This window comes from Ruegeria sp. CG1, assembly GCF_056537265.1.
In genome coordinates this window covers 96419-122042 of the sequence record NZ_JBQFRF010000005.1, presented here as the reverse complement: position 1 = coordinate 122042, position 25624 = coordinate 96419, and the positions used below count along the sequence as shown (strand labels likewise).

At 58.5% G+C, this 25624-nt stretch carries 27 protein-coding genes; 21 read left to right on the top strand and 6 right to left on the bottom strand.

Annotated features, from left to right (window positions below; genetic code table 11):
* The first annotated feature begins 10 nt into the window (after nt 1-10).
* Nucleotides 11-1174, top strand: a complete 1164-nt coding sequence (locus tag ACR0AU_RS15445) for a M20 aminoacylase family protein (RefSeq protein ID WP_170404069.1) — start codon at nt 11-13, stop codon at nt 1172-1174.
* 74 nt (nt 1175-1248) lie between these two features.
* On the opposite strand, the gene ACR0AU_RS15440 is transcribed toward ACR0AU_RS15445, so the two are convergent.
* Together ACR0AU_RS15440 and moaA are read right to left on the bottom strand one after the other, a co-directional pair.
* Nucleotides 1249-2547 (bottom strand): 3-deoxy-D-manno-octulosonic acid transferase, encoded by a 1299-nt coding sequence (locus ACR0AU_RS15440; protein WP_480795912.1) that lies wholly within the window; start codon nt 2545-2547, stop codon nt 1249-1251.
* 1 nt (nt 2548) lies between these two features.
* Nucleotides 2549-3556, bottom strand: a complete 1008-nt coding sequence (moaA, locus tag ACR0AU_RS15435) for a GTP 3',8-cyclase MoaA (RefSeq protein ID WP_480795911.1) — start codon at nt 3554-3556, stop codon at nt 2549-2551.
* A 91-nt stretch (nt 3557-3647) separates the two neighbouring features.
* On the opposite strand from moaA, the gene ACR0AU_RS15430 reads away from it, so the two are divergent.
* Nucleotides 3648-4061 (top strand): hypothetical protein, encoded by a 414-nt coding sequence (locus ACR0AU_RS15430; protein ID WP_480795910.1) that lies wholly within the window; start codon nt 3648-3650, stop codon nt 4059-4061.
* Here the strand turns inward: ACR0AU_RS15430 and ACR0AU_RS15425 are convergent.
* Genes ACR0AU_RS15425 through glmU form a run of 3 tightly spaced genes read right to left on the bottom strand, consistent with a single transcriptional unit; the run spans nt 4049 to nt 7918 of the window.
* Nucleotides 4049-4732: a DNA alkylation repair protein gene (locus ACR0AU_RS15425; protein WP_170733167.1), complete on the bottom strand. Its 684-nt coding sequence runs from the start codon at nt 4730-4732 to the stop codon at nt 4049-4051. The two genes, ACR0AU_RS15430 and ACR0AU_RS15425, sit on opposite strands and share 13 nt — an antisense overlap.
* A 6-nt stretch (nt 4733-4738) precedes the next feature.
* Nucleotides 4739-6562 (bottom strand): glutamine--fructose-6-phosphate transaminase (isomerizing), encoded by a 1824-nt coding sequence (gene glmS, locus ACR0AU_RS15420; RefSeq protein ID WP_170733166.1) that lies wholly within the window; start codon nt 6560-6562, stop codon nt 4739-4741.
* Between the two features lie 3 nt (nt 6563-6565).
* Nucleotides 6566-7918, bottom strand: a complete 1353-nt coding sequence (gene glmU / locus ACR0AU_RS15415; RefSeq protein WP_170733165.1) for a bifunctional UDP-N-acetylglucosamine diphosphorylase/glucosamine-1-phosphate N-acetyltransferase GlmU — start codon at nt 7916-7918, stop codon at nt 6566-6568.
* A 134-nt stretch (nt 7919-8052) separates the two neighbouring features.
* On the opposite strand from glmU, the gene ACR0AU_RS15410 reads away from it, so the two are divergent.
* The 3 genes from ACR0AU_RS15410 (at nt 8053) to ACR0AU_RS15400 (ending at nt 11281) form a co-directional block, all read left to right on the top strand.
* Complete coding sequence (locus tag ACR0AU_RS15410; RefSeq protein ID WP_170733164.1) at nt 8053-8724, top strand: HAD-IA family hydrolase; 672 nt, start codon at nt 8053-8055, stop codon at nt 8722-8724.
* Nucleotides 8725-8763: 39 nt separating this feature from the next.
* Nucleotides 8764-9954 (top strand): aminotransferase class I/II-fold pyridoxal phosphate-dependent enzyme, encoded by a 1191-nt coding sequence (locus tag ACR0AU_RS15405; protein WP_170733163.1) that lies wholly within the window; start codon nt 8764-8766, stop codon nt 9952-9954.
* Between the two features lie 163 nt (nt 9955-10117).
* Entirely contained in the window at nt 10118-11281 is a 1164-nt protein-coding gene (locus tag ACR0AU_RS15400) for an isovaleryl-CoA dehydrogenase (protein ID WP_170511223.1), read from the top strand.
* 47 nt (nt 11282-11328) lie between these two features.
* Here ACR0AU_RS15400 and ACR0AU_RS15395 read toward each other — a convergent pair whose 3' ends face one another.
* Nucleotides 11329-11934 carry an OmpW/AlkL family protein gene (locus tag ACR0AU_RS15395; protein ID WP_480795909.1) on the bottom strand — a complete coding sequence of 202 codons (606 nt, stop codon included), beginning with the start codon at nt 11932-11934 and terminating at the stop codon, nt 11329-11331.
* Between the two features lie 136 nt (nt 11935-12070).
* Between ACR0AU_RS15395 and ACR0AU_RS15390 the strand changes: the two genes are divergently transcribed.
* The 16 genes from ACR0AU_RS15390 (at nt 12071) to nuoF (ending at nt 25620) form a co-directional block, all read left to right on the top strand.
* A complete protein-coding gene (locus tag ACR0AU_RS15390) occupies nt 12071-13597 on the top strand; it encodes an AMP-binding protein (protein WP_480795908.1) in 1527 nt (508 codons plus the stop codon).
* Nucleotides 13594-14058: a lysozyme inhibitor LprI family protein gene (locus ACR0AU_RS15385; protein ID WP_480795907.1), complete on the top strand. Its 465-nt coding sequence runs from the start codon at nt 13594-13596 to the stop codon at nt 14056-14058. Before ACR0AU_RS15390 ends, ACR0AU_RS15385 begins: the two co-directional genes overlap by 4 nt.
* Nucleotides 14055-15662, top strand: a complete 1608-nt coding sequence (locus ACR0AU_RS15380) for a carboxyl transferase domain-containing protein (protein WP_480795906.1) — start codon at nt 14055-14057, stop codon at nt 15660-15662. The genes ACR0AU_RS15385 and ACR0AU_RS15380 overlap by 4 nt, the downstream gene beginning before the upstream one ends.
* Before the next feature lies 1 nt (nt 15663).
* Nucleotides 15664-16089: an ASCH domain-containing protein gene (locus ACR0AU_RS15375; RefSeq protein WP_170733159.1), complete on the top strand. Its 426-nt coding sequence runs from the start codon at nt 15664-15666 to the stop codon at nt 16087-16089.
* A gap of 3 nt (nt 16090-16092) precedes the next feature.
* Nucleotides 16093-18024 carry an acetyl/propionyl/methylcrotonyl-CoA carboxylase subunit alpha gene (locus ACR0AU_RS15370; protein WP_480795905.1) on the top strand — a complete coding sequence of 644 codons (1932 nt, stop codon included), beginning with the start codon at nt 16093-16095 and terminating at the stop codon, nt 18022-18024.
* A gap of 79 nt (nt 18025-18103) precedes the next feature.
* A complete protein-coding gene (locus ACR0AU_RS15365; RefSeq protein WP_170397063.1) occupies nt 18104-18958 on the top strand; it encodes a hydroxymethylglutaryl-CoA lyase in 855 nt (284 codons plus the stop codon).
* Between the two features lie 3 nt (nt 18959-18961).
* Entirely contained in the window at nt 18962-19744 is a 783-nt protein-coding gene (locus ACR0AU_RS15360; RefSeq protein WP_170564926.1) for a crotonase/enoyl-CoA hydratase family protein, read from the top strand.
* 182 nt (nt 19745-19926) lie between these two features.
* Nucleotides 19927-20292 (top strand): NADH-quinone oxidoreductase subunit A, encoded by a 366-nt coding sequence (locus ACR0AU_RS15355; protein WP_010442778.1) that lies wholly within the window; start codon nt 19927-19929, stop codon nt 20290-20292.
* Nucleotides 20283-20816: a NuoB/complex I 20 kDa subunit family protein gene (locus tag ACR0AU_RS15350; RefSeq protein WP_010442777.1), complete on the top strand. Its 534-nt coding sequence runs from the start codon at nt 20283-20285 to the stop codon at nt 20814-20816. The genes ACR0AU_RS15355 and ACR0AU_RS15350 overlap by 10 nt, the downstream gene beginning before the upstream one ends.
* Before the next feature lie 12 nt (nt 20817-20828).
* Entirely contained in the window at nt 20829-21431 is a 603-nt protein-coding gene (locus ACR0AU_RS15345) for an NADH-quinone oxidoreductase subunit C (protein WP_170465985.1), read from the top strand.
* Between the two features lie 3 nt (nt 21432-21434).
* Complete coding sequence (locus ACR0AU_RS15340) at nt 21435-21608, top strand: hypothetical protein (RefSeq protein ID WP_424833136.1); 174 nt, start codon at nt 21435-21437, stop codon at nt 21606-21608.
* Nucleotides 21608-21733 (top strand): hypothetical protein, encoded by a 126-nt coding sequence (locus tag ACR0AU_RS15335; RefSeq protein WP_480795904.1) that lies wholly within the window; start codon nt 21608-21610, stop codon nt 21731-21733. The genes ACR0AU_RS15340 and ACR0AU_RS15335 overlap by 1 nt, the downstream gene beginning before the upstream one ends.
* Nucleotides 21733-22956 (top strand): NADH-quinone oxidoreductase subunit D, encoded by a 1224-nt coding sequence (locus ACR0AU_RS15330; protein ID WP_170343780.1) that lies wholly within the window; start codon nt 21733-21735, stop codon nt 22954-22956. Before ACR0AU_RS15335 ends, ACR0AU_RS15330 begins: the two co-directional genes overlap by 1 nt.
* Nucleotides 22956-24056, top strand: coding sequence for an NADH-quinone oxidoreductase subunit NuoE (nuoE, locus tag ACR0AU_RS15325; protein ID WP_480795903.1), 1101 nt, complete (start codon nt 22956-22958; stop codon nt 24054-24056). The genes ACR0AU_RS15330 and nuoE overlap by 1 nt, the downstream gene beginning before the upstream one ends.
* Nucleotides 24057-24086: 30 nt before the next feature.
* Complete coding sequence (locus tag ACR0AU_RS15320; protein ID WP_170397749.1) at nt 24087-24314, top strand: DUF5337 domain-containing protein; 228 nt, start codon at nt 24087-24089, stop codon at nt 24312-24314.
* A gap of 7 nt (nt 24315-24321) precedes the next feature.
* Nucleotides 24322-25620, top strand: a complete 1299-nt coding sequence (nuoF, locus tag ACR0AU_RS15315) for an NADH-quinone oxidoreductase subunit NuoF (RefSeq protein WP_170403997.1) — start codon at nt 24322-24324, stop codon at nt 25618-25620.
* Nucleotides 25621-25624: the final 4 nt, after the last annotated feature.

Sequence of the window (25624 nt, the reverse complement as noted above, 5' to 3'; positions counted from 1 at the left end):
GAGAGAAGACATGCCAGTTAAGAATCGCTTTGCCGAATTGCAGGCCGAAATCACCGAATGGCGACGGGATATTCATGAAAACCCCGAGATTCTGTTTGAAACCCACCGCACCAGTGCTTTGGTCGCGGACAAACTGAAAGAGTTCGGCTGCGACGAGGTCGTTACCGGGATCGGTCGCACCGGGGTTGTCGGTGTGATCAAGGGCAAATCAGACTCGAGTGGCAAAGTCATCGGTCTGCGTGCTGATATGGATGCGCTGCCGATTCACGAGGCGACGGGGTTGAATTACGCCTCGAAAACCGATGGGGCGATGCATGCTTGTGGCCATGATGGACATACGGCGATGCTGCTCGGGGCGGCGAAATACCTTTCGGAAACGCGTAATTTTGACGGCACTGTAGTGGTCATCTTCCAGCCCGCTGAAGAAGGTGGCGGCGGTGGTCGCGAAATGTGCGAAGACGGCATGATGGCGCGCTGGAATATTCAGGAAGTCTACGGCATGCACAACTGGCCGGGCCGTCCGGTCGGCAGTTTCTCGATCCGTCCGGGTTCGTTCTTTGCCGCGACCGATCAGTTCGACATCACCTTTGAAGGACGCGGTGGCCACGCCGCGAAACCGCAGGAGACCGTGGATACAACCGTGATGACGGCGCAGGCGGTTCTGGCGCTGCAGACGATTGCCTCGCGTAATGCTGATCCGATTGATCAGGTGGTGGTATCGGTGACGTCGTTCGAGACTTCTTCGAAGGCGTTCAACGTGATCCCGCAAACGGTGCAGATCAAAGGCACCGTACGCACCATGAGCAAAGAGATGCGCGATCTTGCCGAGAAACGGATCAACGAGATTTGCGCAGGAGTTGCAGCGACCTTTGGTGGCACGGCGGATGTGACCTATATTCGTGGCTATCCGGTGATGGTGAACAGTGACGAGCAGACCGATTTCGCGGCCGAGGTGGCGAAATCGGTCTCGGGCAGCTGTGACGAGGCGCCCCTTGTCATGGGGGGTGAGGATTTTGCCTTTATGCTCGAAGAGCGTCCGGGGGCTTATATTCTGGTGGGCAATGGAGATACGGCCATGGTTCATCATCCTGAGTATAATTTCAACGACGAGGCTATTCCTGCCGGGTGTAGTTGGTGGGCCGAGATTGTTGAGCAGCGGATGCCTGCTGCTTGATGGGAAGGGTGGGGGCTCTGCCCCCACACCCCCGAGATATTTTTAGCCAGATGAAGACGGATCAGTGTGTTTTGTCAGCCGAGGGAGAGGCGAGCGCAGAGCGTGTCGATTACTGCATCCAACGCAGATTTCTGTGTTTTCACGCAGGCGTTGGCCGCCATTCGTGCGGTGTGCAGTTCAGAGGCATCTGATAGCCAGAGAGCAACGGCATCTGATAGCGCGTTGGCCGAATTGATCCGGACGGCGCCGCCCGATTTGATGAGCGGCTCAAAGGTTTCGGCGAAGTTGAAATAGCCGGGACCGGTGATCACCGCAGCCCCCGCCTGAACTGGTTCAAAGGGGTTATGGCCGCCGATCTCTTTCAGCGATCCCCCCAGGAAAACAATGGGGCAGAGGGCGTACCAGGTTCCGGTTTCCCCCAATGTATCCGCGACATAGACCTGTGTGTCTGCTGTTATTATCTGATCAGCGCTACGTTGAGCGGTGGATAGCCCTGCATCGCTGGCTAGCTTCAAGACCTCATCCCGGCGTTCTGGATGGCGCGGGATCAGCAGCAGTAGCAAGTCAGGCCAGCGCCGCAGCAACGCTTTGTGGGCTGCCAATACGGCCTCCTCTTCGCCTGCATGGGTCGAACTGGCAATCCACAGCGGGCGACCATTTATCTGCGCCTGGGTATTGGTCAGGATGTCCTGAACCACGGGCAAGGGGTCAGACATGGCCTTGAGGTTGGTGCCGGGCTGTACGCGATCCGCGTCTGCACCAATTGCGATCAGATTGGCGGCGGTTTTGTCGTTCTGGGTCAGAAATACCTTGAAATGATCCAGAATGAAGCGCGCAGTATTGGGGCGCTTATTCCAACTGTCCACTGATTTGTCAGATAGCCGGGCATTCAAGAGCGCCAGTGACGTGCCGCGATTGGCGGCCTCTACGATCAGGCGGGGCCAGATTTCACTTTCTACAAAGATGCCTGCATCGGGTTTCCAGTGGTCCAGAAACTTGCGCACCGGAGCGGCGCTGTCCAATGGCGGATACTGGTGGCGCGTCCGCGCAGGCAAGCGCTTGGCAATCAGCGCGGCCGAGGTCGGGGTGCCCGAGGTGATGATAAACTCAGCTTCCGGCAGGCGCTGCCCCAAACGGTTGATCAGGCTCAGAACCGATAGGCTTTCACCCACACTCGCCGCGTGAAACCAGATCAACTGCCCATCCGGACGTGGCAAGCTGGCATGGCCCAGCCGTTCTTGCTGGCGATTTTCGGGAACACCTGCCGTCTGTAGTTTGCTGCGGACTTTTCGCCATACCAAGGGTTCGGCAATTGAAATGAGGCCGCAGTACAGTTTGTACAGCAGCGTTGGCTGCGCGGGTGTGCCGGGCATCTCAGCCGCCCGTATGACTCATGTGACGGCTCATCTGGCCGTCCACGGCCTGCCGGGAATAGTCGAAATCATGGCCCTTGGGCTTGAGGTTGATGGCCGCACGGATCGCGTCTTCCAGCGGTTTCTCGGTGTCGGGATAATCGCGCAAGGGCGCGCGCAAATCGGCCATGTCTTCTTGACCAAGGCACATGTAGATCTCACCGGTGCAGGTCAGGCGCACGCGGTTGCAGCTTTCGCAGAAATTGTGGCTGAGCGGGGTTATGAATCCGATCTTCTGTCCCGTCTCTTCAAGCCGGACATACCGCGCCGGACCACCTGTCCGTTCGGTCAGATCAGTGACCGTATAGTGGTTCTGGTATTCCTTGCGGACGTCCTTGAGCGACCAATACTGATCCAGCCGGTCTTCGTTGCCTATATCACCCATGGGCATGACCTCGATCCAGGTCAGGTCCATATCACGCTCGGCGCACCATTCGGTGATCTTTGGCAATTCGGGCTCGTTGAACCCTTTCAGAGCGACAGCATTGATCTTGATCCGCAGGCCAGCCTTCTGCGCTGCGTCAATGCCGTTCAGCACCTGTTTCAGACGGCCCCATCGGGTCACCTTGGCAAATTTGTCCTCGTCCAGCGTATCCAGCGATACATTCACGCGCCGCGCGCCCGCTGCGTAAAGATCATCCGCAAAGCGGTGCAGCTGAGATCCGTTGGTTGTCAGTGTCAGCTCTTTCAATGCGCCGCTGTCCAGATGCCGGGTCATGCTGTTGAAGAATGACATGATATTCCGACGTACCAGTGGCTCCCCTCCGGTGATGCGCAGCTTCTCGACGCCCAAATTGACGAATGTCGTGCACATGCGGTCCAGTTCTTCCAGAGTCAGAAGGTCCTTTTTGGGCAGGAACTTCATATCTTCGGACATGCAGTATACGCAGCGGAAATCGCAGCGATCCGTGACGGAGACGCGAAGATAGGTGATGGCGCGGGCAAACGGGTCGATAAGCGGAGCTGTCATGGCTCATAGGTAAAGCGGAGGCAGGTTCGCGGCAAGTGCCATCTGCGTTTTGGGCTGGTACAGATAGGCGCAGGTCTTTAGGTTTCGTCCTATGAAATATGCTTTGATTTTAGCTGTTACCCTTGTTGCCGGTTGCGATGCCGTTCGGTCCACGACGGATCGGGTGTTTGGGAGTTCACCCAGCGAGACGGCGGCGGAACCCGTTGCAGCAGAGGCGGAGGAGGTAACCCCTGAGCCTGTGGCCGCCGCCGGATGGTCCGGGGCCAAAACAACGGTTGCCGGTCTGGGCGATCCCAACACACCGGGGCGTTGGTTGCAGACGCCGCTGGTTCAGACTGAAATCAACGGTCGCGTGGTTGTGCCGCGCACGGGGGCGCAGGCCTATGTCACGCTTATTCCTGCGCCAGGCCCCGAAGGCGGTGGCGGACGGCTGTCGCTTGAAGCCATGCGCGCGCTGTTGGTGCCATATGACGAGTTGGTGGAACTGGAAGTCTATTCCGACTGAGCGCGCAGGTACTTCCCAGCCTCTTTGCGGGCAAAGGGTTTCATGTTTGCGCCGTGCGTTTCCAGAAACGCGACTACGCGCTCTGGATCATGCTTTGACAATTCGCGCAGCCACCATGCGATGGCTTTCTGGATAAACCATTCCCGATCGGAGACATACGTGGCAGCCCAGCCGAGTATACGGTCGCGGCATGCCAGGTCTTCCGGTTTGGGATGGTTCTGTTTGGTCCAGGGCAAGGTGGCGACCAGCGCGGCGCGTTTGGTCCACATGTGGCCCGACGTGGTCCAACGTTCGACCTGATCCAGCCGGGTTGGATCAGCCGAAAGGCGCTTTTGCATCGCCATACAGGCATGATCTGCCACGGCCCAGGCATCGAAATCCGGCAGCCAGCTTTGCAACAGATCCCACACCGCGTCATCCGGTCGGATGCGGGCTTGGGTCAGCAGCTTTGCGGCCGCGACCCGTGCCTCGTGAATGTTGGTCTGCCACAAACTGTCGGCGATGGCGATGCGGTCAGCGACTTCAAGTTCGCGTCGCCACGCCTTGGTCAGATCGTTCAGAACCGGGTTCGGAACGCCCAGATAGTGGCGGTCTACCTTGTGGTAGGCCGCCACCTGTTCTGCGCGCTCAGGATCGGCATGTGCTTTGATCTGATCCAGATAGGCTTGCATGACCGGTCACTCGACCGTGACGGATTTTGCCAGATTGCGGGGCTGATCCACATCTGTGCCTTTGGCCACAGCCGTATGATAGGCCAGCAGCTGCGCAGGCACCGAATAGAGGATCGGGGCAAGGCTGGTGTGGACATGCGGCATACGGATCGTGCTCCAAACACCATCTTCAGCCTCAGAGATTCCATCATCGTCGGAGACAAGGATAACCTTGCCCTTGCGCGCCATCACCTCCTGCATATTCGACACTGTTTTGTCGAACACGGCATCACGCGGGGCCATGACAACAACCGGCATATGCTTGTCGATCAGGGCGATGGGGCCGTGTTTCAGCTCACCCGACGCATAACCTTCGGCGTGGATGTAGCTGATTTCCTTGAGCTTCAGCGCACCTTCCATGGCTAGCGGGTACATGAGGCCGCGGCCCAGGAACAGCACGTCGCGCGCCTCAGACAGGCGCTGGGCGGATTGGCGAATAGCGTCGTTCTGATCCAGCGCAGCATTCAGCACAGTCGGCAACCCGCGAAGGGCGGCCGCGTGATCCGCGATCTCTTCATCGGTCAGCGTGCCTCGATCTGCAGCGGCCCTGAGGGCAAGCATCAGCAACACGCTAAGCTGACAGGTGAACGCCTTGGTCGAGGCAACACCGATCTCAACACCCGCATGGATCGGCAGCGCCACATCGCTTTCGCGCGCAATCGAGCTTTCCGCGACATTGACGACCGAGACGATCTTGTCTGCCTTGCCTTCGCAATAGCGCAGGGCAGCAAGCGTGTCGGCGGTTTCGCCCGACTGGCTTACGAACAGCGCCAACGTCCGGTCAGAGATGGGAGGTTCGCGATAGCGGAACTCGCTGGCGATATCGACTTCAACCGGCATCTTGGCCAGCTGCTCGAACCAGTATTTCGCCGTCAGGCAGGCATAGAATGCGGTGCCGCAAGCCACCATGGTCAGACGGTCCAGCTTGGTGAAATCCAGACCGTCACCGGGCAATACGACCTGATCGCCTCCGGTCGGAAGATACGAGCGGATGGCTTCGGCCACCACAACAGGCTGTTCGGCAATTTCCTTGGCCATATAATGCTTGTGGCCGCCTTTGTCGGCACGGGTCTGATCGATTTGAATTTGCCGAATTTCGCGGTTGGCAAGCTCTCCCGATTCGGTTCGAATCTCAAGCGACGTGCGGGTCAGAACCGCACGGTCCCCTTCCTCAAGGTATGTAATACGATCAGTCAAAGGCGCCAGAGCGATTGCGTCAGACCCGACAAACATCTCACCGTCGCCGTGACCAATTGCCAGGGGTGAACCCTTGCGCGCTGCGACAATCAGGTCTTCTTGACCGTCGAACAGAAAGGCGAGCGCAAATGCACCTTTGAGTCGATCAATGGTTTTAAACGCGGCGTCGACCGGAGACAGCCCTTCGGACATGTAGCGTTCCGTCATCAGGGCAACGGTTTCAGTGTCGGTATCCGTCACGAAACCGACCCCATTCTCGGCCAGTTCGGCCCGCAGTTCACGATAGTTTTCAACGATGCCGTTGTGCACTACGGCGACAGGCCCGGCCTTGTGCGGATGTGCATTGTTAACCGATGGGGCACCATGGGTGGCCCAGCGTGTGTGACCGATACCGGATTTACCTGGAAGGGGGTTATGAACCAGAAGGTCGCTTAGGTTCACCAACTTGCCGACGGCCCGTCGGCGGCCCAAAGCGCCATCGTTCACGGTCGCAATACCGGCGCTGTCATAACCGCGATACTCAAGCCGCTTCAGTGCTTCGACCAGGATAGGGGCAGCTTCGTGACTGCCCAGAACACCAACAATTCCACACATAACTCAGGCTCCTTTGTCGCGGCGAGCCTTCTTCGCCTTCAACATTTCAAACAATTTACGCGCATAGCCGGGTTTGTTTTCCTGCTTGGAACGCGCTACGGCCAATGCGTCTGGCTCAATATCCTTGGTCACTACGGTCCCCGTGGCGGTCATCGCGCCATCACCCAGAGTGACCGGGGCCACCAGCATCGTGTTCGATCCAATGAACACGTTTTCCCCGATGGTTGTTTTATGCTTCATCACGCCATCATAGTTACATGTGATGGTTCCCGCGCCGATATTGGTCGCCGCCCCGACCGAAGCGTCGCCGATATAGCTAAGGTGATTCACCTTTGCGCCTTCGGCGATTTCGGCATTTTTGATCTCGACAAAGTTGCCAATTTTGGCGTTTTCAGCCAGCTCTGTACCCGGACGCAGCCGGGCATAGGGTCCGACCACCGAACCTCGGCTAACATGGCAGCCTTCGAGATGTGAAAACGCCCGGATCGTTGCGCCGCTTTCCACGGTCACTCCGGGGCCGAAAACCACATTGGGTTCAATGACGGTGTCGCGGCCAATGACGGTATCTGCGGCCAGATACACGGTTTCAGGGGCCATCAGAGTGACCCCCAGATCCAGCAATGCAGACCGTGCTTGCACCTGAAACACCGCATCAGCCGCCGCCAGGTCAGTGCGCGAATTGATGCCCAGCGTCTGAGCTTCGTCGCAGGCAACCGCAGTTACGGACAGCCCTTGGCGGCGGGCGATCTCGACTACGTCGGTCAGATAGTATTCACCCGAAGCGTTATCATTGCCAACTGCATCGATCAGTGAGAACAAGGTCTCGGAATCGCATGCCAAAAGTCCTGAGTTACAGAAGGTTATAGTGCGCTCTTCATCTGTGGCATCCTTGAATTCGACGATCCGCTCTAGGGCGTCCCCGTTCATCACAAGGCGGCCATAACGGGCGGGGTCTGCAGCTTCGAATCCAAGAATGACCAGATCGTTTTTTGCGCGCGCTTCGATCATCCGCTGCAGGGTGTCGGGCTGTAGAAACGGGGTGTCACCATAGAGGACGACCACATCCCCTTGAAAGCCCTCCAGCGCTGCACGCGCCTGCGCAACCGCGTGGGCGGTGCCAAGTTGTTCTTCCTGCACCGCAATGCTGGCGTTTTCATCTTCGGCTTCAGCCACACGCGCGACTGCTTCCGCACCGTGGCCGGTAACAATCACCGTGCGCTCGGGCGACAGGACAGCACCGGCGCGCATGGCGTGAACCAGCATTGGGGCCTGAGCGATCGGATGCAGGACTTTGGGAATATCAGAGTTCATCCTTGTGCCTTTTCCGGCGGCAAGAATGACAAGGGCAGTGCTCATGAAATCGTTTTCTCTTTTGTTTTGTCGCCGCCCGTTTTATCCGCTGTGGGCAAAGGCGCAAGCGGTTCAGCCATCAAAGAAGATTGCCGTTTGCAACACGACATGGCGGAATCCCGCCGGTTCAGGAGGTGAGCATGCGAACGGTAATCTTTGATCTGGATGGAACTTTGGCGGATACATCTGGTGATTTGCTGGCCGCTGCAAACCATTGTTTTCGCGAGATGGGTCATGGGGATGTTCTGTCGCCCGAGCTTGATGCGGCGGTATCGGTACGCGGTGCACGCTTGATGTTGTCCCATGGATTGAAGCGGGTCGGCGCCTATGATGCGGATGTTGTCGAAGCCTATTATCCGGTCTTTTTGGACGTCTATGGGCAGGCGATCGATACGCATACCTATTTCTATCCCGGTGCGCTTGAAGCCGTCGAAACACTGAAAGATGCAGGTTATGGCGTGGGGATTTGCACCAACAAGCCCGAAGGCCTGGCTGATTTGCTGCTGACCCGGATGGGTGTCCGTGATCACTTTGCTTCACTGATCGGTGCAGACACATTACCGGTGCGGAAACCCGACCCTGAACCGTTACGCGAAGCAGCGCGTCGCGCGGGAGGGCACCCTGACCACTGTGTATTGGTCGGCGACTCAGATACCGACCGAAATACGGCGCGGGCTGCAGGAGTGCCGTCGGTACTGGTGACATTCGGCCCGTCGGGCGATGAGATGGCTGCGCTGGAGCCCGAGGCGTTGTTGCATCATTTTGATGATTTACCGAAACTGGTCTCCGATTTGATCGGAGCGGCGGCCTGATCCCTTGACCCGCTAAACACTCAGCATAAAAACGGATTCATGACTGAGACATTCACAGGTAATTTCACCCAGCAAGAACCCATTCCCGAAGAGGCGATCAAGGCCGCCTTGGCCGTTTTGCGCCATGGTCGTTTGCACCGCTACAATGTTGCCCCTGGCGAGTTGAGCGAGACGGCTTTGTTGGAGCAGGAATTCGCCGCCCAGATGGGGGCGAAATACTGTCTGGCGGTCTCGTCGGGTGGCTACGCTCTGGCCACTGCGTTGCGTGCGGTGGGGGTCAAGCCGGGCGATCCGGTTCTAACCAACGCGTTCACTCTGGCGCCGGTGCCGGGGGCGATTGCGTCGGTAAGCGCAAAGCCGGTCTTCGTTGGTGTGACCGAAGCCCTGACCATCGATCTGGATGATCTTGAGGTCAAGCTGGATCAGGCGAAAGTACTAATGCTTAGTCACATGCGAGGGCATCTGTGCGATATGGATCGCCTGATGCAGATGTGTGATGCGGCGGGTGTGATCGTGATCGAAGATTGCGCCCATACCATGGGTGCCGCCTGGCGCGGGCAGCTGTCTGGGCGGCAGGGGGCCATCGGATGTTACTCGTGCCAGACCTATAAACATGTCAATTCGGGCGAGGGCGGGTTGCTGATCACGGATGATCCGGAACTGGCCGCCAAGGCTACGATGTTGTCCGGGTCTTACATGCTTTATGAACGCCATCTGGCCGCGCCTGGGCCGGAAGTGTTCGAGCAGATCAAGTACACAACCCCCAATGTCTCGGGTCGGATGGATAATTTGCGTGCAGCGATCTTACGTCCGCAGTTGCGTGATCTTGATCGGCAGGTACAGCGTTGGAATGAACGCTATGTTGAGATTGAGCATGGCCTGCATGAAACGCCGGGTTTGACGATGGTGGAGCGGCCTGATGCTGAGACCTATGTCGGTTCATCGATACAATTCCTGTTGCTGGACTGGACACCCGAGCGCATTGCCGAGGTAATCCAGCGTTGCGCCGCGCGCGGGGTCGAACTGAAGTGGTTCGGGGGGGCTGAACCGTCGGGCTTTACCTCACGCTATGACAGTTGGCGTTATACCGACAGCGCCCCGATGCCGGTCAGTGATCGGATATTGGCAGGGATCATGGATATGCGCGTTCCACTGACCTTTTCGCTGGAAGATTGTGCCCAGATTGCGCGCATTATCCGGGCTGAAGTCAGCGCTGTCTATCAGTCATAGTCCAGCGGAGCGCGCTTTCAACGCACGCTCGATTTATCTGAAAACGCCGCCCCTTGCCGGGCGGCGTTTTGCGTTGGCCTGCGTGTCGTCATTGACCCGAGGAGGAAACGCTGCTATCTGATTATTGAACGCTTGTTCATTAATGCAATCGGAGGAGCCCTGCATGTTTATGGCCACAATGCAATTCGATCTGGGCGAGGACGTGAACGCCCTGCGTGAGATGGTGCACCGCTGGGCTCAGGAGCGGGTCAAGCCGATGGCGGCCGAGATCGACGCGTCCAATGCCTTTCCGAATGAGCTGTGGAAAGAAATGGGTGAGCTTGGCTTGTTGGGCGTCACAGTCCCTGAAGAATATGGCGGGGCCGGTATGTCCTATCTGGCGCATACGGTGGCAGTTGAGGAAGTGGCGCGCGCCTCGGCCTCGGTATCTTTGTCCTATGGGGCGCATTCGAACTTGTGCGTGAACCAGATCAAGCTGAACGGAACGGATGAGCAGAAGCAAAAATATCTGCCCCGTCTGATTTCGGGTGAGCATGTCGGGGCGTTGGCTATGTCCGAGCCCTCGGCTGGGTCGGATGTGGTTTCCATGAAGCTACGTGCTGAAAAGCGAAACGATCACTATCGGCTGAATGGCAACAAATACTGGATCACTAACGGGCCGGATGCAGACACTCTGGTCGTCTATGCCAAGACCGATCCGGACGCCGGGTCAAAGGGGATCACGGCTTTTCTGATCGAGAAAGAGATGACCGGGTTTTCGACTTCGCCTCATTTCGACAAGCTTGGCATGCGCGGCTCGAACACCGCTGAGTTGATCTTTGAAGATGTTGAAGTGCCGTTCGAGAATGTTCTGGGCGAAGAAGGGCGGGGTGTAGCCGTTCTGATGTCCGGTCTGGACTATGAGCGTGTGGTTCTAGCGGGAATTGGAACTGGGATCATGGCCGCCTGCTTGGATGAAGTGATGCCCTATCTGGCCGAGCGTAAGCAGTTCGGAAAACCGATCGGGAGCTTCCAGCTCATGCAAGGCAAGATCGCGGATATGTACACAGCAATGAATTCGGCGCGGGCCTATGTCTACGAAGTTGCCAAAGCATGCGACCGCGGGGATGTAACCCGTCAGGATGCTGCGGCGTGCTGCCTATATGCCTCGGAACAGGCGATGGTGCAGGCGCATCAAGCCGTTCAGGCGTTGGGTGGTGCCGGATTCCTGTCGGATTCGCCGGTCAGCCGGATTTTCCGAGATGCAAAGCTGATGGAGATCGGCGCGGGCACCAGCGAAATCCGCCGCATGCTGATTGGGCGCGAAATGATGAACGAGATGTTGTGACGGAAAACCCCGCAGTTCATTGAACCACGGGGCTTTTTGCGATTGGATCAGAAACGATGAACGTAGGACAGGCCAATCAGGAACGGGTCGATTTCGGAGGTGCCGATGTCGTTGCCGTCAAGTTTGACGTCCGAGTCGATGTCGAACCAGCGCACGTTCAGACGCACCGCGCCTTTTTCCGTGACCATGTAATCCAGACCGGCCTGCAGAGAAACGCCGAAGGAGTTGTCCAGATCGAGATCGCCCAAAGGCGAGTCTTCCTCGAAGAAGATGGTGTAGTTCAGACCGGCGCCGACATAGGGCTTCCACGCGCTATTGGTCGGGAAGTGATAGTTCAGCGACAGAGTAGGCGGAAGATGCTTGACGCTGCCCGCGTCAACGCTGCCACCGAGAGTGATGTCATGCTTGTAGGGGGTCGAGGCCAAGAGCTCGATCCCAAGATTGTCCTGAACGAAGTATTCGACGGTGAAAATCGGACGGGTGTCCGAGTCGATTTCGGCGTCGAACCCGGCCAGAGTCCCATTGTCGGATTTGGGGTCCAGATAGCCGACACCAACACCGACTGTCCAATCGCCCTGGGATTGGGCGAAGGCTGGGGCAGCCAGAGCGACAAGTGCGGTAGAAAGGGTCAAAGCGGCGAGTTTCTTTGTCATATTCGTGCCTTTGCTTGCGTTGATGCCGATGTTTTGGATGCCGCGGCGCAGAAATGCTCTGATCTGCATCAAACTCCGGAAATTGCTGAAGCGGGGAGGCTAGCTGCAACCGCTAATGAAATAAGGGAAAATCAGCATGCATCCCGCTGAGCGCATACCGGGTTTGCGCGGCGACCAAAGCTGGGCGATGCCTGATCGGCTGAACATGGCGCAGCAATGCCTGTCGCAACAATCCGATCGGGTTGCTTTGCTGGATCTGACCCGGGGCGATCCGAGCGTGGTAACATTTGGCGAACTGGAGCTTATGGTTGATGGCATCGCTCGCGCGTTGATAGCTCGGGTCCAGCCAGGAGACCGGGTTGGCGTCTTGCTCAGCCAGTCGCCGTGGTGTGCCGCCGCGCATCTGGCGATCTGGAAGATCGGCGCGATTTCGGTGCCGCTGTTCAAGCTGTTCAAGCACGATGCGCTGGCGTCGCGTGTCAGAGATGCAGGTGCGCGGATCGTTTTGACCGATGCGGAAGGGTCTGCGTTACTGGGTGAATTGGCCCAACCGCTTTTGGTTGATGAGATTAGGCAGGAAGGGCAACCGGTGCCCTTTGCTGATACCGGCCCCGAGGATCCGGCAGTCCTAATCTACACGTCCGGCACTACTGGCAGCCCCAAGGGTGCGCTGCATGGTCATCGTGTGCTGCTGGGCCACCTGCCGGGCGTCTCGATCAGCCACAACCACCTGCGTGAAGGGGATTGCCTGTGGACGCCAGCAGACTGGGCGTGGATCGGCGGCTTGTTCGACGTTCTGATGCCCGGGCTTGCGCTGGGCGTTCCGGTGGTCGCCACGCGGTTGGACAAATTCACCCCACAGGCCTGCGCCGATGTGATCGCGCGGGCAGGGGTGCGGAACGTCTTCTTTCCGCCGACGGCTTTACGGATGCTCAAAGCTGCGGATCAGTCGATACCGGGATTGCGGTCGGTGGCGTCTGGGGGCGAGCCTTTGGGCGCTGAGATGTTGGCTTGGGGCCAGCAGGCGTTTGGTCTGACGATCAACGAGTTTTATGGCCAGACCGAGTGTAACATGGTCGTATCCTCCTGCGCCGAGGACTTCCCCGTTCGCCCCGGCTGTATCGGTAAACCGGTGCCGGGTCATGAGGTGGCGGCAATTGACGATCATGGCCAACCGACGACGGAGGAAGGCGATGTTGCCATCCGGCGCGGTTCGGCCTCAATGCTGCTGGAATACTGGAATAATCCGCAAGCAACGGCTGAGAAATTCCGAGGTGATTGGCTGATCACCGGTGACCGTGGCGTGTGGGAAGGGGACTATTTGCGCTTTGTCGGTCGCGATGATGACGTGATCACCTCGGCAGGATACCGGATTGGCCCGGCTGAGATCGAGGATTGCCTGCTGACCCACCCGGCAGTGGCAACGGTGGGCGTGGTCGGCAAGCCCGATGAGCTGCGGACCGAGATCGTGAAGGCCTATGTGGTGTTGAAGCCGGGGGCTGAGGCGTCGGGCGCTGAGTTGCAGGACTGGGTCAAGGACCGTCTGGCGCAGTATTCCTATCCGCGCGAAGTGGCGTTTCTGGAAGAGTTGCCGATGACGGTGACGGGAAAGGTGATCCGGAAGGAATTGAAGGCGCGGGCTGCAGGGGAGGCAATTACATGATGCGAATTGCACTTGCTGCGATGCTAGTACCATCGCTTGTTTCCGCTCAGGGAGCTTGGGTAGACCAGTCGTATATTCAACAATGTTTTTCTCAGACGCAGCAGGGCGATAGCATGTCATCATGTCTCGGCGCAGCTGCCAATGCCTGCCAAACGATACCGGGAAATGAAACAACCCTTGGCATCACCGAGTGTATTCAAGCCGAAACCCAAATTTGGGATTCATTTCTAAACGAACAATATAAATTGCGTCGAGCAGAACTGGCTGAACAAAGTTCCGAACTTTCGGACCAGTTGCGAGATGCTCAACGCGCATGGATCGGGTTTCGGGATGCTGAATGTGCTCTGGCCTACGGCATATGGTCTGATGGAACGATACGCTCGATTGTTGCCGCAAATTGCCTGCTGACCGAAACCGCTGAACGCGCTGTGGAATTGCGCGACTTGGGGAAGATGGAATGAAAATAAAATCCAAAGCCATACCAACCTCTGAGGGGTTTAAGGCGAACCGAGCCGCACATCTGGATGCGCTGGCACATATTGCGGATGCCGCCGAAGAGGCCCGCATGGGTGGCGGTGAAAAATCGCGGGCGCGGCATGAATCGCGGGGCAAGATGCTGCCGCGTCGTCGGTTGGCGAACCTGCTCGATCCGGGTTCTCCGTTCTTGGAAATCGGCGCGACGGCGGCACATGGGATGTATGGAGATGCCGCGCCCTGTGCCGGGGTGATCGCGGGGATTGGCCGGGTGCAGGGGCGCGAGGTCATGGTGGTGTGCAACGACGCCACTGTGAAAGGCGGCACATATTATCCGCTGACGGTCAAGAAACACCTCCGCGCGCAGGAGATTGCCGAGGAAAACCATCTACCCTGCATCTATCTGGTCGATAGCGGCGGCGCGAACCTGCCTAATCAGGATGAGGTTTTCCCCGACCGCGATCATTTTGGCCGCATCTTCTATAATCAGGCGCGGATGAGCGCGAAGGGGATCGCTCAGATAGCCGTCGTGATGGGCTCGTGTACGGCGGGCGGGGCCTATGTGCCTGCGATGTCCGACGTGACGATCATCGTAAAAGAACAGGGCACGATCTTTCTGGCTGGGCCGCCTCTGGTCAAGGCCGCGACGGGGGAGGTTGTGACAGCCGAAGATCTGGGTGGTGGCGATGTGCATACGCGCCTGTCCGGCGTGGCGGATTATCTGGCCGAGGACGATGCGCATGCGTTGGCCCTGGCTCGGCGGGCCGTCGGGTCGTTGGGGGGTGCCGTGCTGAAGCCTAGCCTACAGTTCGAAACACCGGAAGAGCCTGCCTATGATCCCGAGGAAATTTTGGGCGTAGTTCCGGCCGATCTGCGGACGCCCTATGACATCCGCGAGGTGATTGCGCGGCTGGTCGATGGCTCTCGGTTCGACGAGTTCAAACCGCGATTTGGTGAGACGCTGGTGACCGGTTTTGCCCATGTCAAAGGCTGCCCGGTCGGGATCATTGCCAACAACGGTGTGTTGTTTTCTGAGGCCGCGCAGAAGGGTGCGCATTTTGTCGAACTGTGCTCGCAGCGCAAAACCCCGCTGGTCTTCCTGCAGAACATCACCGGCTTCATGGTCGGCCGCAAATACGAAAACGAAGGCATCGCGCGGCACGGGGCCAAGATGGTGACGGCGGTGGCGACGACGAGCGTTCCAAAGATCACAATGCTTGTCGGAGGGTCCTTCGGAGCTGGAAACTACGGCATGGCAGGACGCGCCTATCAGCCTCGGTTCCTGTGGACTTGGCCGAATTCGCGTATCTCAGTGATGGGGGGCGAGCAAGCTGCAGGTGTCCTAGCGACTGTCAAACGCGACGGGATCGAACGACAGGGCGGCACATGGTCGGCTGAGGAAGAAGCTGAATTCAAGCGCCCGACGCTGGACATGTTCGAAGAACAATCCCACCCGCTCTACGCGTCGGCGCGGTTGTGGGATGACGGCATCATCGACCCGCGCAAATCGCGCGATGTGTTGGCATTGTCGCTGAGTGCCGCACTTAACGCCCCGATTGAGGAGACACGTTTCGGCGTGTTCAGGATGTAAGATGAGCGTTTCATTGAATGAAGCAATGGCCCGCTACCCGGGCGCGCAGACCTTCAAGTTTGGAGACAGCGCATCGCTAAGCGCCGAGCTGCTGGCGTTGGTAAGATTAGGCCGAAAAACGGCGACATGTGGTGCTTTGCGAGACTACCCAGAAGGCAGTGCTGATACCCCGGTCGTTGGGCGTCAGGATATTGCGCTGGAATGGGATGATCGCCCCGCTTTGGTGATCGAAACGGTCGAGGTCTCGACCTGCCGATATTGCGATGTGACCGAAGACTTTGCGTTGGCCGAGGGTGAGAATGAAACGCTTGAGGGATGGCGCGAGGATCATCGCCGGTATTTCGAACGCAATGGCGGGTTCGATCCCGAGATGGAATTGCTGTGCGAACGCTTCCGCCTTGTCGAAGATCTGGCGGTTAAGGGGTAAGCTATGTTTAACAAAATCCTGATTGCCAACCGCGGCGAGATCGCCTGCCGAGTCATGGAAACTGCTCAGAAGATGGGCGTATCTTGTGTGGCTGTGTATTCGGATGCTGATGCATCGGCCAAGCATGCGCAGATGGCGGATGAAGCGGTGCATATTGGTGGCGCGGCCCCAGCCGAAAGCTATCTGAAGGGTGATGTGATCATTCAGGCGGCGCTGGATACAGGAGCGCAGGCGATCCATCCTGGTTATGGGTTCTTGTCCGAAAACCCGGATTTTGTGGATGCAGTCGAGGCTGCAGGTCTGACCTTCATCGGGCCATCGGCGGACGCGATCCGCAAGATGGGCCTTAAGGATGCAGCCAAGGTATTGATGGAGGACGCAGGAGTTCCCGTCGTCCCCGGCTATCATGGCGACAATCAGGACCCTGAACATCTGGCTGGCGCGGCAGATACCATCGGGTATCCCGTTTTGATCAAGGCCGTTGCAGGTGGTGGTGGCAAGGGGATGCGGCTGGTCGAGGCGCCCGAGGAGTTCTCGGCTGCATTGGACAGCGCGCGCGGTGAGGCAAAGACGGCGTTCGGTAACGATGCTGTACTTGTCGAGAAATTCGTCGCCAAGCCCCGCCATATCGAGGTGCAGGTGTTCGGCGATGGCACCCATGCGGTGCATCTGTTTGAACGCGACTGCTCGTTGCAGCGGCGACATCAGAAAGTGATCGAAGAGGCCCCAGCCCCTGGAATGACTGCCGAGATGCGTGAGGCGATGGGGCAGGCGGGCGTGCGTGCGGCTGAGGCGATTGGATACAAGGGCGCAGGGACGGTTGAGTTCATCGTCGATGCCTCGGACGGGCTACGCCCGGATCGGTTCTGGTTTATGGAGATGAACACGCGCCTGCAAGTCGAGCACCCGGTGACCGAGGCCATTACCGGCGTCGATCTGGTCGAATGGCAGTTGCGCGTAGCAGCGGGTGAAAGCCTGCCGAAGCGGCAGGGCGATTTGTCGATCCGCGGGCATTCCTTTGAGGCGAGGCTTTATGCCGAAGATGTGCCCAAAGGCTTTCTGCCTGCGACGGGTACGCTGACTCATCTACAGTTCCCGGAAGGCTGCCGTGCCGACAGTGGCGTGCGCGCCGGGGATACGATCAGCCCATGGTACGACCCTATGATCGCCAAGGTCGTGGTGCATGGCCCGACACGCGCGGTCGCTTTGGAAAATCTCCACCGGACCTTGCGCCAGACCGAGGTCGCCGGGACTGTCACAAATCTCGCCTTCCTTGGTGCTCTGACGCGGCACAGCGGGTTTGCGTCGGGCGACGTGGATACCGGGCTGATCGGGCGGGATCTTGATGATCTGGTGCAGGAAGCTGGTGCAAGCAACGCATCAGCCGTGGCTGCGGCGATGACGGCGTTGGGTCTGGCCGAGACGGTCTCTGAAACGGGCTTTACGCTATGGGCACCGTTACATCGCGCTGTGCAGTTACTGCGGGACGGAGAGGTTGTTGATCTGGATGTCCAGGTCGAAGGCCCGGATCGGCAGATTTGGGAGATCGAAGGTGTGCAGCTTGTTGCGCGGCGGCGTGGCGCTGGCTGGACCATCGATGGGACACCCATGCCCAATGTTGTCATGGCCGGGTCACAGGTCACTGTATTCGACGACTATGGGCAGGTATTTGAGGTCATTGACCCTCTGGACCGCGATGCCAGTGCTGCAGGTGACACCAACGTGATCGAGGCGCCGATGCCCGGGCTGGTCAAGGCCGTTTTCGCCTCGGCGGGGCAGGAGGTGAAAGAGGGCGACCGGCTGGCCATTCTGGAAGCCATGAAGATGGAGCATTCTCTATTAGCCGCCCGCGATGGCGTGGTTGCAGAAGTGCTGGCCGAAGCGGGGGCACAGGTCGAGGCAGGTGCGGCGTTGGTTCGGTTGGCCGAGGATTGATCTGTTCGGCCCGTGGATTGCGTGGCAAAGTCGGGCCATCCGCAATTGAAACGATAAGAAACCGGGAAGGGATGCGCTGATGAAAGAACGGGTCGAAATATTCGAGGTCGGGCCACGCGACGGCCTGCAGAACGAACAGCGCGAGATCCCGGTGGCCGAGAAGGTCGCCTTGGTCGATTGCCTCAGCCGGGCCGGTTTCAACCGGATCGAAGTTGCCAGTTTTGTCTCACCGAAATGGGTCCCGCAAATGGCGGGCAGCGGTGAAGTTATGGCTGGAATCACACGGACCGAAGGCGTGCGGTACGCTGCGCTGACGCCGAATATGCGCGGGTATGAGGACGCGTTGGCAGCCAAGGCAGATGAGATCGCTGTGTTTGCTTCGGCGTCCGAGGGATTCTCGAAAGCGAACATAAACGCGACGATTGCCGAATCCATCGAACGGTTTGTGCCCATTCTTGAAGCGGCACGACATATTGATCTGCCCGTCCGGGGCTATGTCTCGTGCGTGACCGACTGTCCCTATGACGGCCCGACCCCACCCGAGAAGGTGGCCGAGGTGGCGGACGCGCTGTTTGCCCATGGCTGCTATGAGATTTCGCTGGGGGACACAATTGGGCAGGGAACACCGGACAAGATTGCTCATATGCTGCTGGCCGTGCGCGAACGAGTGCCGGTTACCCGGCTTGCAGGACATTTTCATGATACCAACGGGCGGGCAATCGACAACATAGACGCTTCGCTTGCCTTGGGTGTGCGGGTATTTGATACCGCCGTGGGCGGGCTGGGTGGTTGCCCTTATGCGCCGGGTGCGGCCGGTAATGTCGCAACCGAAGCCGTGACCGCACATCTGGAACGGTTGGGATATGAGACCGGTCTGGATGTGCCGGTTCTGGAACAGGCGGCGCGCATGGCGCGGGCAATGCGGGCGGAATAAGATATGTTCGAGACCATTACGCTGAACACAGACGCGCGTGGCGTGGCCACTCTGACGCTGGATCGACCCGAGAAGCACAACGCACTGTCGGCGCAGATGATTGCAGAGCTAACCCAGGCCGCTGGGCAATTGGCAAATGATGATGCGGTGCGGGTGGTGGTTCTGGCCGCCTCGGGCAAGAGCTTTTGCGCCGGGGGAGATCTGGGTTGGATGCAGGCGCAGATGGCTGCCGATCCCGAGACGCGTTTTGCCGAAGCGCGCAAGCTGGCTGAGATGCTGAATGCCTTAAATACGCTGCCCAAACCCTTGATCGGCGCGTTGCAGGGAAACGCGTTTGGTGGTGGTGTTGGGATGGCCTCGGTCTGCGATGTGGCGATCGGCGTGGAAAGCCTGAAGATGGGTCTGACCGAAACGCGGCTTGGCCTGATCCCGGCGACGATTGGACCCTATGTCATTGCCCGAATGGGCGAAGCACGTTCGCGGCGCGTCTTTATGTCTGCCCGCCTGTTCGAAGCGGCGGAAGCGGTCGAACTGGGCCTGTTGACCCGCGCGGTGCCCGCTGTGGCGTTGGCTGACGCGGTCGAAGCTGAAGTGCTTCCCTATCTGTCCTGTGCACCCGGTGCGGTGTCTTCGGCCAAGCAGCTGATCCAGTCACTGGGGCCGCGAATTGATGACGCGGTGATTGACCATACCATTCGACAGCTTGTCGCGCGTTGGGAAACTGATGAGGCGCAAGAGGGAATCGGCGCCTTTTTCGACAAACGAAAACCTGCATGGATTAGTTAGGTTTAGCCGATCACTTTGTTCCAGAAGTGTTCTCCGCAATAGCCCGCTGGATGATTGTAACAATGCCGACCTGCGCGTTTCTGTTCGGTTGACCCTCTGACCCCACAGGGATAGAGAATGTCCAGTCAAATTGCCAATTGACGGCGCACCCTTTCGGGACTTGCGCAGGAAAGGAGCTATACGTGGAAGACCTGCTGCGGGAGTACCTCCCGATTCTGGTGTTTCTGGCCGTTGCCGTAGGCCTTGGAATCGTACTGATTCTGGCTGCTGTGGTCCTGGCTGTCCGCAATCCCGACCCCGAAAAGGTCAGCGCCTATGAATGTGGTTTCAACGCCTTCGACGATGCGCGAATGAAGTTTGATGTCCGATTCTATCTGGTCGCGATTCTCTTCATCATCTTTGATCTGGAAATCGCCTTCCTGTTCCCCTGGGCCGTTGGCTTCAAAGACATCAGCGATGTTGGGTTCTGGTCGATGATGGTGTTTCTGGCGGTGCTGACCATCGGCTTTGCCTATGAATGGAAGAAAGGGGCCCTGGAATGGGAGTGATGACGGGCGCAAACACCGCCGGCGTCGACAAGGAAGTCGCCACCCAGGCCCTGAACGCAGAACTGCAGGACAAGGGATTTCTGCTGACCTCGACCGAGGACATCATCAACTGGGCGCGGACCGGATCCTTGCACTGGATGACCTTTGGTCTGGCCTGCTGCGCGGTAGAGATGATGCACACCTCGATGCCACGGTATGACGCGGAACGGTTCGGCATCGCGCCTCGTGCGTCTCCGCGCCAGTCTGATGTGATGATCGTCGCTGGAACGCTGACCAACAAGATGGCTCCGGCGCTGCGCAAGGTTTATGACCAGATGCCCGAGCCGCGCTATGTGATCTCGATGGGCTCCTGCGCGAATGGCGGTGGGTACTATCACTATTCTTATTCGGTCGTTCGTGGATGTGATCGGGTTGTTCCGGTGGACATCTACGTGCCCGGCTGCCCGCCAACCGCTGAGGCGCTTCTGTACGGACTGATGCAGCTACAACGCAAAATCCGCCGCACCGGCACGATTGTACGCTAAGGGAGAGGGCAGATGAGCGAAGCACTCAAAGAACTCGGCGCGCAACTGGAATTGAAACGGACCGATTGCGTTCTGTCCTGGGATGTGACCCATGGTGAGCTGAACGTCGATGTGGCTCCTTCGAATCTGGTGGAATTCATTGAGTTTCTCAAAAGTGACCGGACCTGCCAGTTCTCGACCCTGGTTGACATCACCGGCGTCGACTACCCCGAACGGGCCAAGCGGTTCGATGTGGTCTACCACTTCCTGTCAATGTATCAGAACCAGCGCATTCGCTTGCGAGTCTCGATCCGAGAAGATGACATGGTGCCTTCAATCGTGGACGTGCACCCCTCTGCCAATTGGTTCGAGCGCGAGGTGTTCGACATGTTCGGCATCCTGTTCTCGGGTCATCCAGACTTGCGACGCATCCTTACGGATTATGGTTTCCGCGGCTATCCGCTGCGCAAGGATTTCCCGACCACTGGCTATACTGAAGTCCGCTATGACGAAGCGCAAAAGCGCGTGGTCTACGAACCGGTCTCATTGGTTCAGGAATACCGTCAATTTGATTTCATGTCCCCGTGGGAAGGTGCGAACTACATTCTTCCGGGGGATGAAAAACAGGAGTCGTAAGTCATGGAGTTCCTGATCTGGATTGCCGTCACGGTTGCCACGATCATCCCGATGCTGAAACTGCTACCGCATTTCGGGATCGAGAAATACTGGGTTGTCGCCTGCGTCATCCCAATTGGAACGCTAGTCCTGATCTGGATCATGGCCATGAAACTGCAAGAGATGGAGCGCCGCTGATGGGTCTGGGGGAACTGATTGCGTTGGGGGCGCTTGGGGTTCTGCTGGCCGGGGCCGCTACCAAGGCGGCTGAGGCGGAAAAGGTCCGGGTCCGGGCCGAAGCGAAAAAGAAACGAGGGCGTTGATGGACGGCTCAAGATACGATGACGGCAGCACGGACGCGCTGAGCGGGGAACAGAAGATCCGCAACTTCAACATCAACTTCGGCCCGCAACACCCTGCGGCGCACGGAGTTCTGCGTCTTGTGCTTGAGCTAGACGGCGAGATTGTCGAGCGTTGTGATCCGCATATCGGCCTGCTGCACCGTGGTACCGAAAAGCTGATGGAAAGCCGGACGTATCTGCAGAACCTGCCGTATTTCGACCGTCTGGATTACGTGGCGCCGATGAACCAGGAACATGCGTGGTGTCTGGCCATCGAAAAGCTGACCGGTGTGGAAGTGCCGCGCCGAGGTTCGCTGATCCGCGTTTTGTATTCCGAGATCGGTCGTATTCTTAACCACCTGCTGAACGTGACCACTCAAGCCATGGACGTGGGAGCGCTGACCCCTCCGCTTTGGGGCTTTGAAGAGCGCGAAAAGCTGATGGTGTTCTACGAGCGTGCCTGCGGTGCCCGTCTGCACGCCGCCTATTTCCGCCCCGGAGGCGTGCATCAGGACCTGCCGCCGGAACTGCTGGACGATATCGAGGCTTGGAGCCACGAGTTTCCCGCCGTTCTCGATGATATTGACGGTCTGCTGACCGAAAACCGCATCTTCAAACAGCGTAACGCCGATATTGGCGTAGTGACCGAAGATGACATCCAGAAATACGGCTTCTCGGGCGTGATGGTCCGTGGCTCGGGCCTTGCATGGGACCTGCGTCGCGCGCAGCCCTATGAATGCTATGACGAGTTCGAGTTTCAGATCCCGGTCGGCAAGAACGGCGATTGCTATGACCGCTATCTGGTGCGCATGGAAGAGATGCGCCAGTCGCTGCTGATCATCCGTCAGGCCATCGCCAAAATCCGCGACTGCCCAGGCGACGTTCTGGCCCGTGGCAAGATCACCCCGCCGAAACGCTCGGACATGAAGACCTCGATGGAGAGCCTGATCCATCACTTCAAGCTCTATACCGAAGGCTTTCACGTCCCTGCGGGCGAGGTCTACGCCGCCGTCGAAGCCCCCAAGGGCGAGTTCGGCGTCTATCTGGTCGCCGACGGAACCAACAAACCCTATCGCGCCAAACTGCGCGCCCCGGGGTTCCTGCACCTTCAAGCCATGGACCACGTCGCCAAGGGCCACCAACTGGCCGATGTTGCTGCCATCATCGGCACCATGGACGTCGTATTTGGAGAGATTGACCGCTAATGCTCCGCCGTCTTCACCCCGAACAACCCGAAAGCTTTGCCTTCACTGCTGCCAACCAGCAATGGGCCGAAGCGCAGATGACTAAATACCCCGAAGGCCGTCAGGCCAGTGCAGTGATCCCGCTGCTGTGGCGCGCGCAGGAGCAGGAGGGATGGCTGAGCCGTCCGGCGATTGAATCTGTCGCCGACATGCTGGGTATGGCCTACATCCGCGTGCTGGAGGTTGCGTCTTTCTACTTCATGTTCCAGCTGCAGCCGGTTGGATCGGTGGCGCATATTCAGGTGTGCGGCACGACCTCCTGCATGATCTGCGGGGCCGAGGATCTGATTGCGGTCTGCAAGGAAAAGATCGCGACCAAGCCGCATGAACTGTCCGCTGATGGTAAGCTGAGTTGGGAAGAGGTGGAATGCCTCGGGTCCTGCACCAACGCGCCGATGGCTCAGATCGGCAAGGATTACTACGAAGACCTGACGACCGAGAGCTTTGGCAAGATTCTCGATGATCTGGTGGCAGGCAAAGTGCCGACTCCGGGTCCTCAGAACGGGCGCTACGCGGCGGAACCTTTGAAAGGCCTGACCAGCTTGACAGAGTATGACAGCGGCAGAACGCAGTACAACGCAAGCGTGCAGCTTGCGAGCGATCTGGGCGATACAGTCAAGCGCATCGATGGGACCGAGGTTCCAATCCTGACCCCGTGGCTGGGCAAGGATGGAAAAGCGACGGCGACCAAGGCCGCGCCGAAGCCGCCCAAAGCGCCGGCCCCGGCGAAGCCAGCGGTGAAACAGGCCGCTGAGGCGAAAGCGTCGAAAGAGGATCAGCCGGAAACGCTGAGCAGTGCGCGGGATGGCGAGCCCGATGATCTGAAGATGCTGAAGGGCGTGGGTCCAAAGCTGGAAGAGACTCTGAACGAGTTGGGCTTTTACCACTATAACCAGATCGCTGCCTGGACACCCGAGCAAGTGGCCTGGGTGGATGCACGGCTGAAATTCAAAGGCCGGATCGAGCGGGACGGGTGGATCGAACAAGCCGCGAAATTGGCTTCAGGTGAAAAGACCGAGTTCGCCAAACGTGCCAAGGAAGACGGCACTTACGAGGACTAGATGGGTGCCCGTTCGGGGCATCAGGACGATATGGATAAAGACAAGGAACTGGCCATAGCCCGCAAGGGCCGACATATCGGCATCGTCATCGCCGTGACGATGGTGATTTGGCTGGCCATGAATTTGTTCATCGGCCCGGCGCTGGGCTTGACCGCACGCTATGCGCTGCTGTTTGATTTTGCCGCTCTGGCAGGTTTCATCTATGCGGGCGTCAACATTTTTCAACTCTGGCGCATGCGTCAGGACAGCCAAAGGTAACTGAGCGATGCTGAAGGATCAGGACAGGATCTTTACCAACATCTACGGGATGCACGAGCGCACTTTGAAAGGCGCGCAGGCCCGGGGGCATTGGGACGGCACCGCTGGCCTGATTGAAAAGGGCCGTGACTGGATCATCCAGACGATGAAGGATTCAGGTCTGCGCGGCCGTGGTGGTGCGGGTTTCCCGACCGGTCTGAAATGGTCTTTCATGCCCAAGGAAAGCGATGGTCGCCCGGCTTATCTGGTGGTGAACGCGGATGAATCCGAACCCGGGACGTGCAAAGACCGCGAGATTATGCGTCATGATCCGCACACGCTGATCGAGGGGTGCCTGATCGCGTCTTTCGCAATGAACGCGCATACTTGCTACATCTACCTGCGCGGCGAATACATCCGCGAGCGTGAGGCTCTGCAGGCCGCGATTGACGAAGCCTATGACGCGGGTCTGCTCGGGAAGAATGCTGCTGGTTCCGGCTGGGATTTCGACCTGTTCCTGCATCACGGCGCTGGGGCTTATATCTGCGGCGAGGAAACTGCTCTGATCGAAAGCCTTGAGGGCAAGAAGGGTATGCCGCGCATGAAGCCTCCGTTTCCGGCGGGTGCGGGTCTTTATGGTTGCCCGACCACGGTGAACAATGTGGAATCGATTGCCGTTGTGCCCACGATTCTGCGGCGTGGTGCCGACTGGTTCGCAGGCTTTGGCCGTCAGAACAACGCGGGCACCAAGCTGTTTGCGATCTCGGGCCATGTGAACAACCCCTGTGTCGTCGAAGAGGCGATGTCGATCTCCTTCGAAGAGCTGATTGAAACCCATTGCGGCGGCATTCGTGGCGGCTGGGACAATCTGCTGGCGGTAATACCCGGCGGGTCTTCGGTGCCATGCGTGCGCGGTGAGAACATGCGCGACGCGATCATGGATTTTGACTATCTGCGCGGAGAACTGGGCTCGGGTCTGGGCACGGCAGCGGTCATCGTGATGGACAGGTCCACCGACATCATCAAGGCAATCTGGCGGTTGTCGAAGTTCTACAAGCACGAAAGCTGCGGCCAGTGTACGCCGTGTCGCGAAGGTACCGGTTGGATGATGCGCGTGATGGATCGTCTTGTACGCGGTGAAGCCGAACTGGAAGAGATCGACATGCTGTTTGACGTCACCAAACAGGTTGAAGGCCACACGATCTGCGCCCTTGGCGATGCGGCGGCCTGGCCGATCCAAGGTCTGATCCGCAATTTCCGAGAAGAAATAGAGGACCGCATCAAGGCCCAGAAATCGGGCCGCATGGGTGCGATGGCAGCGGAGTAAAATC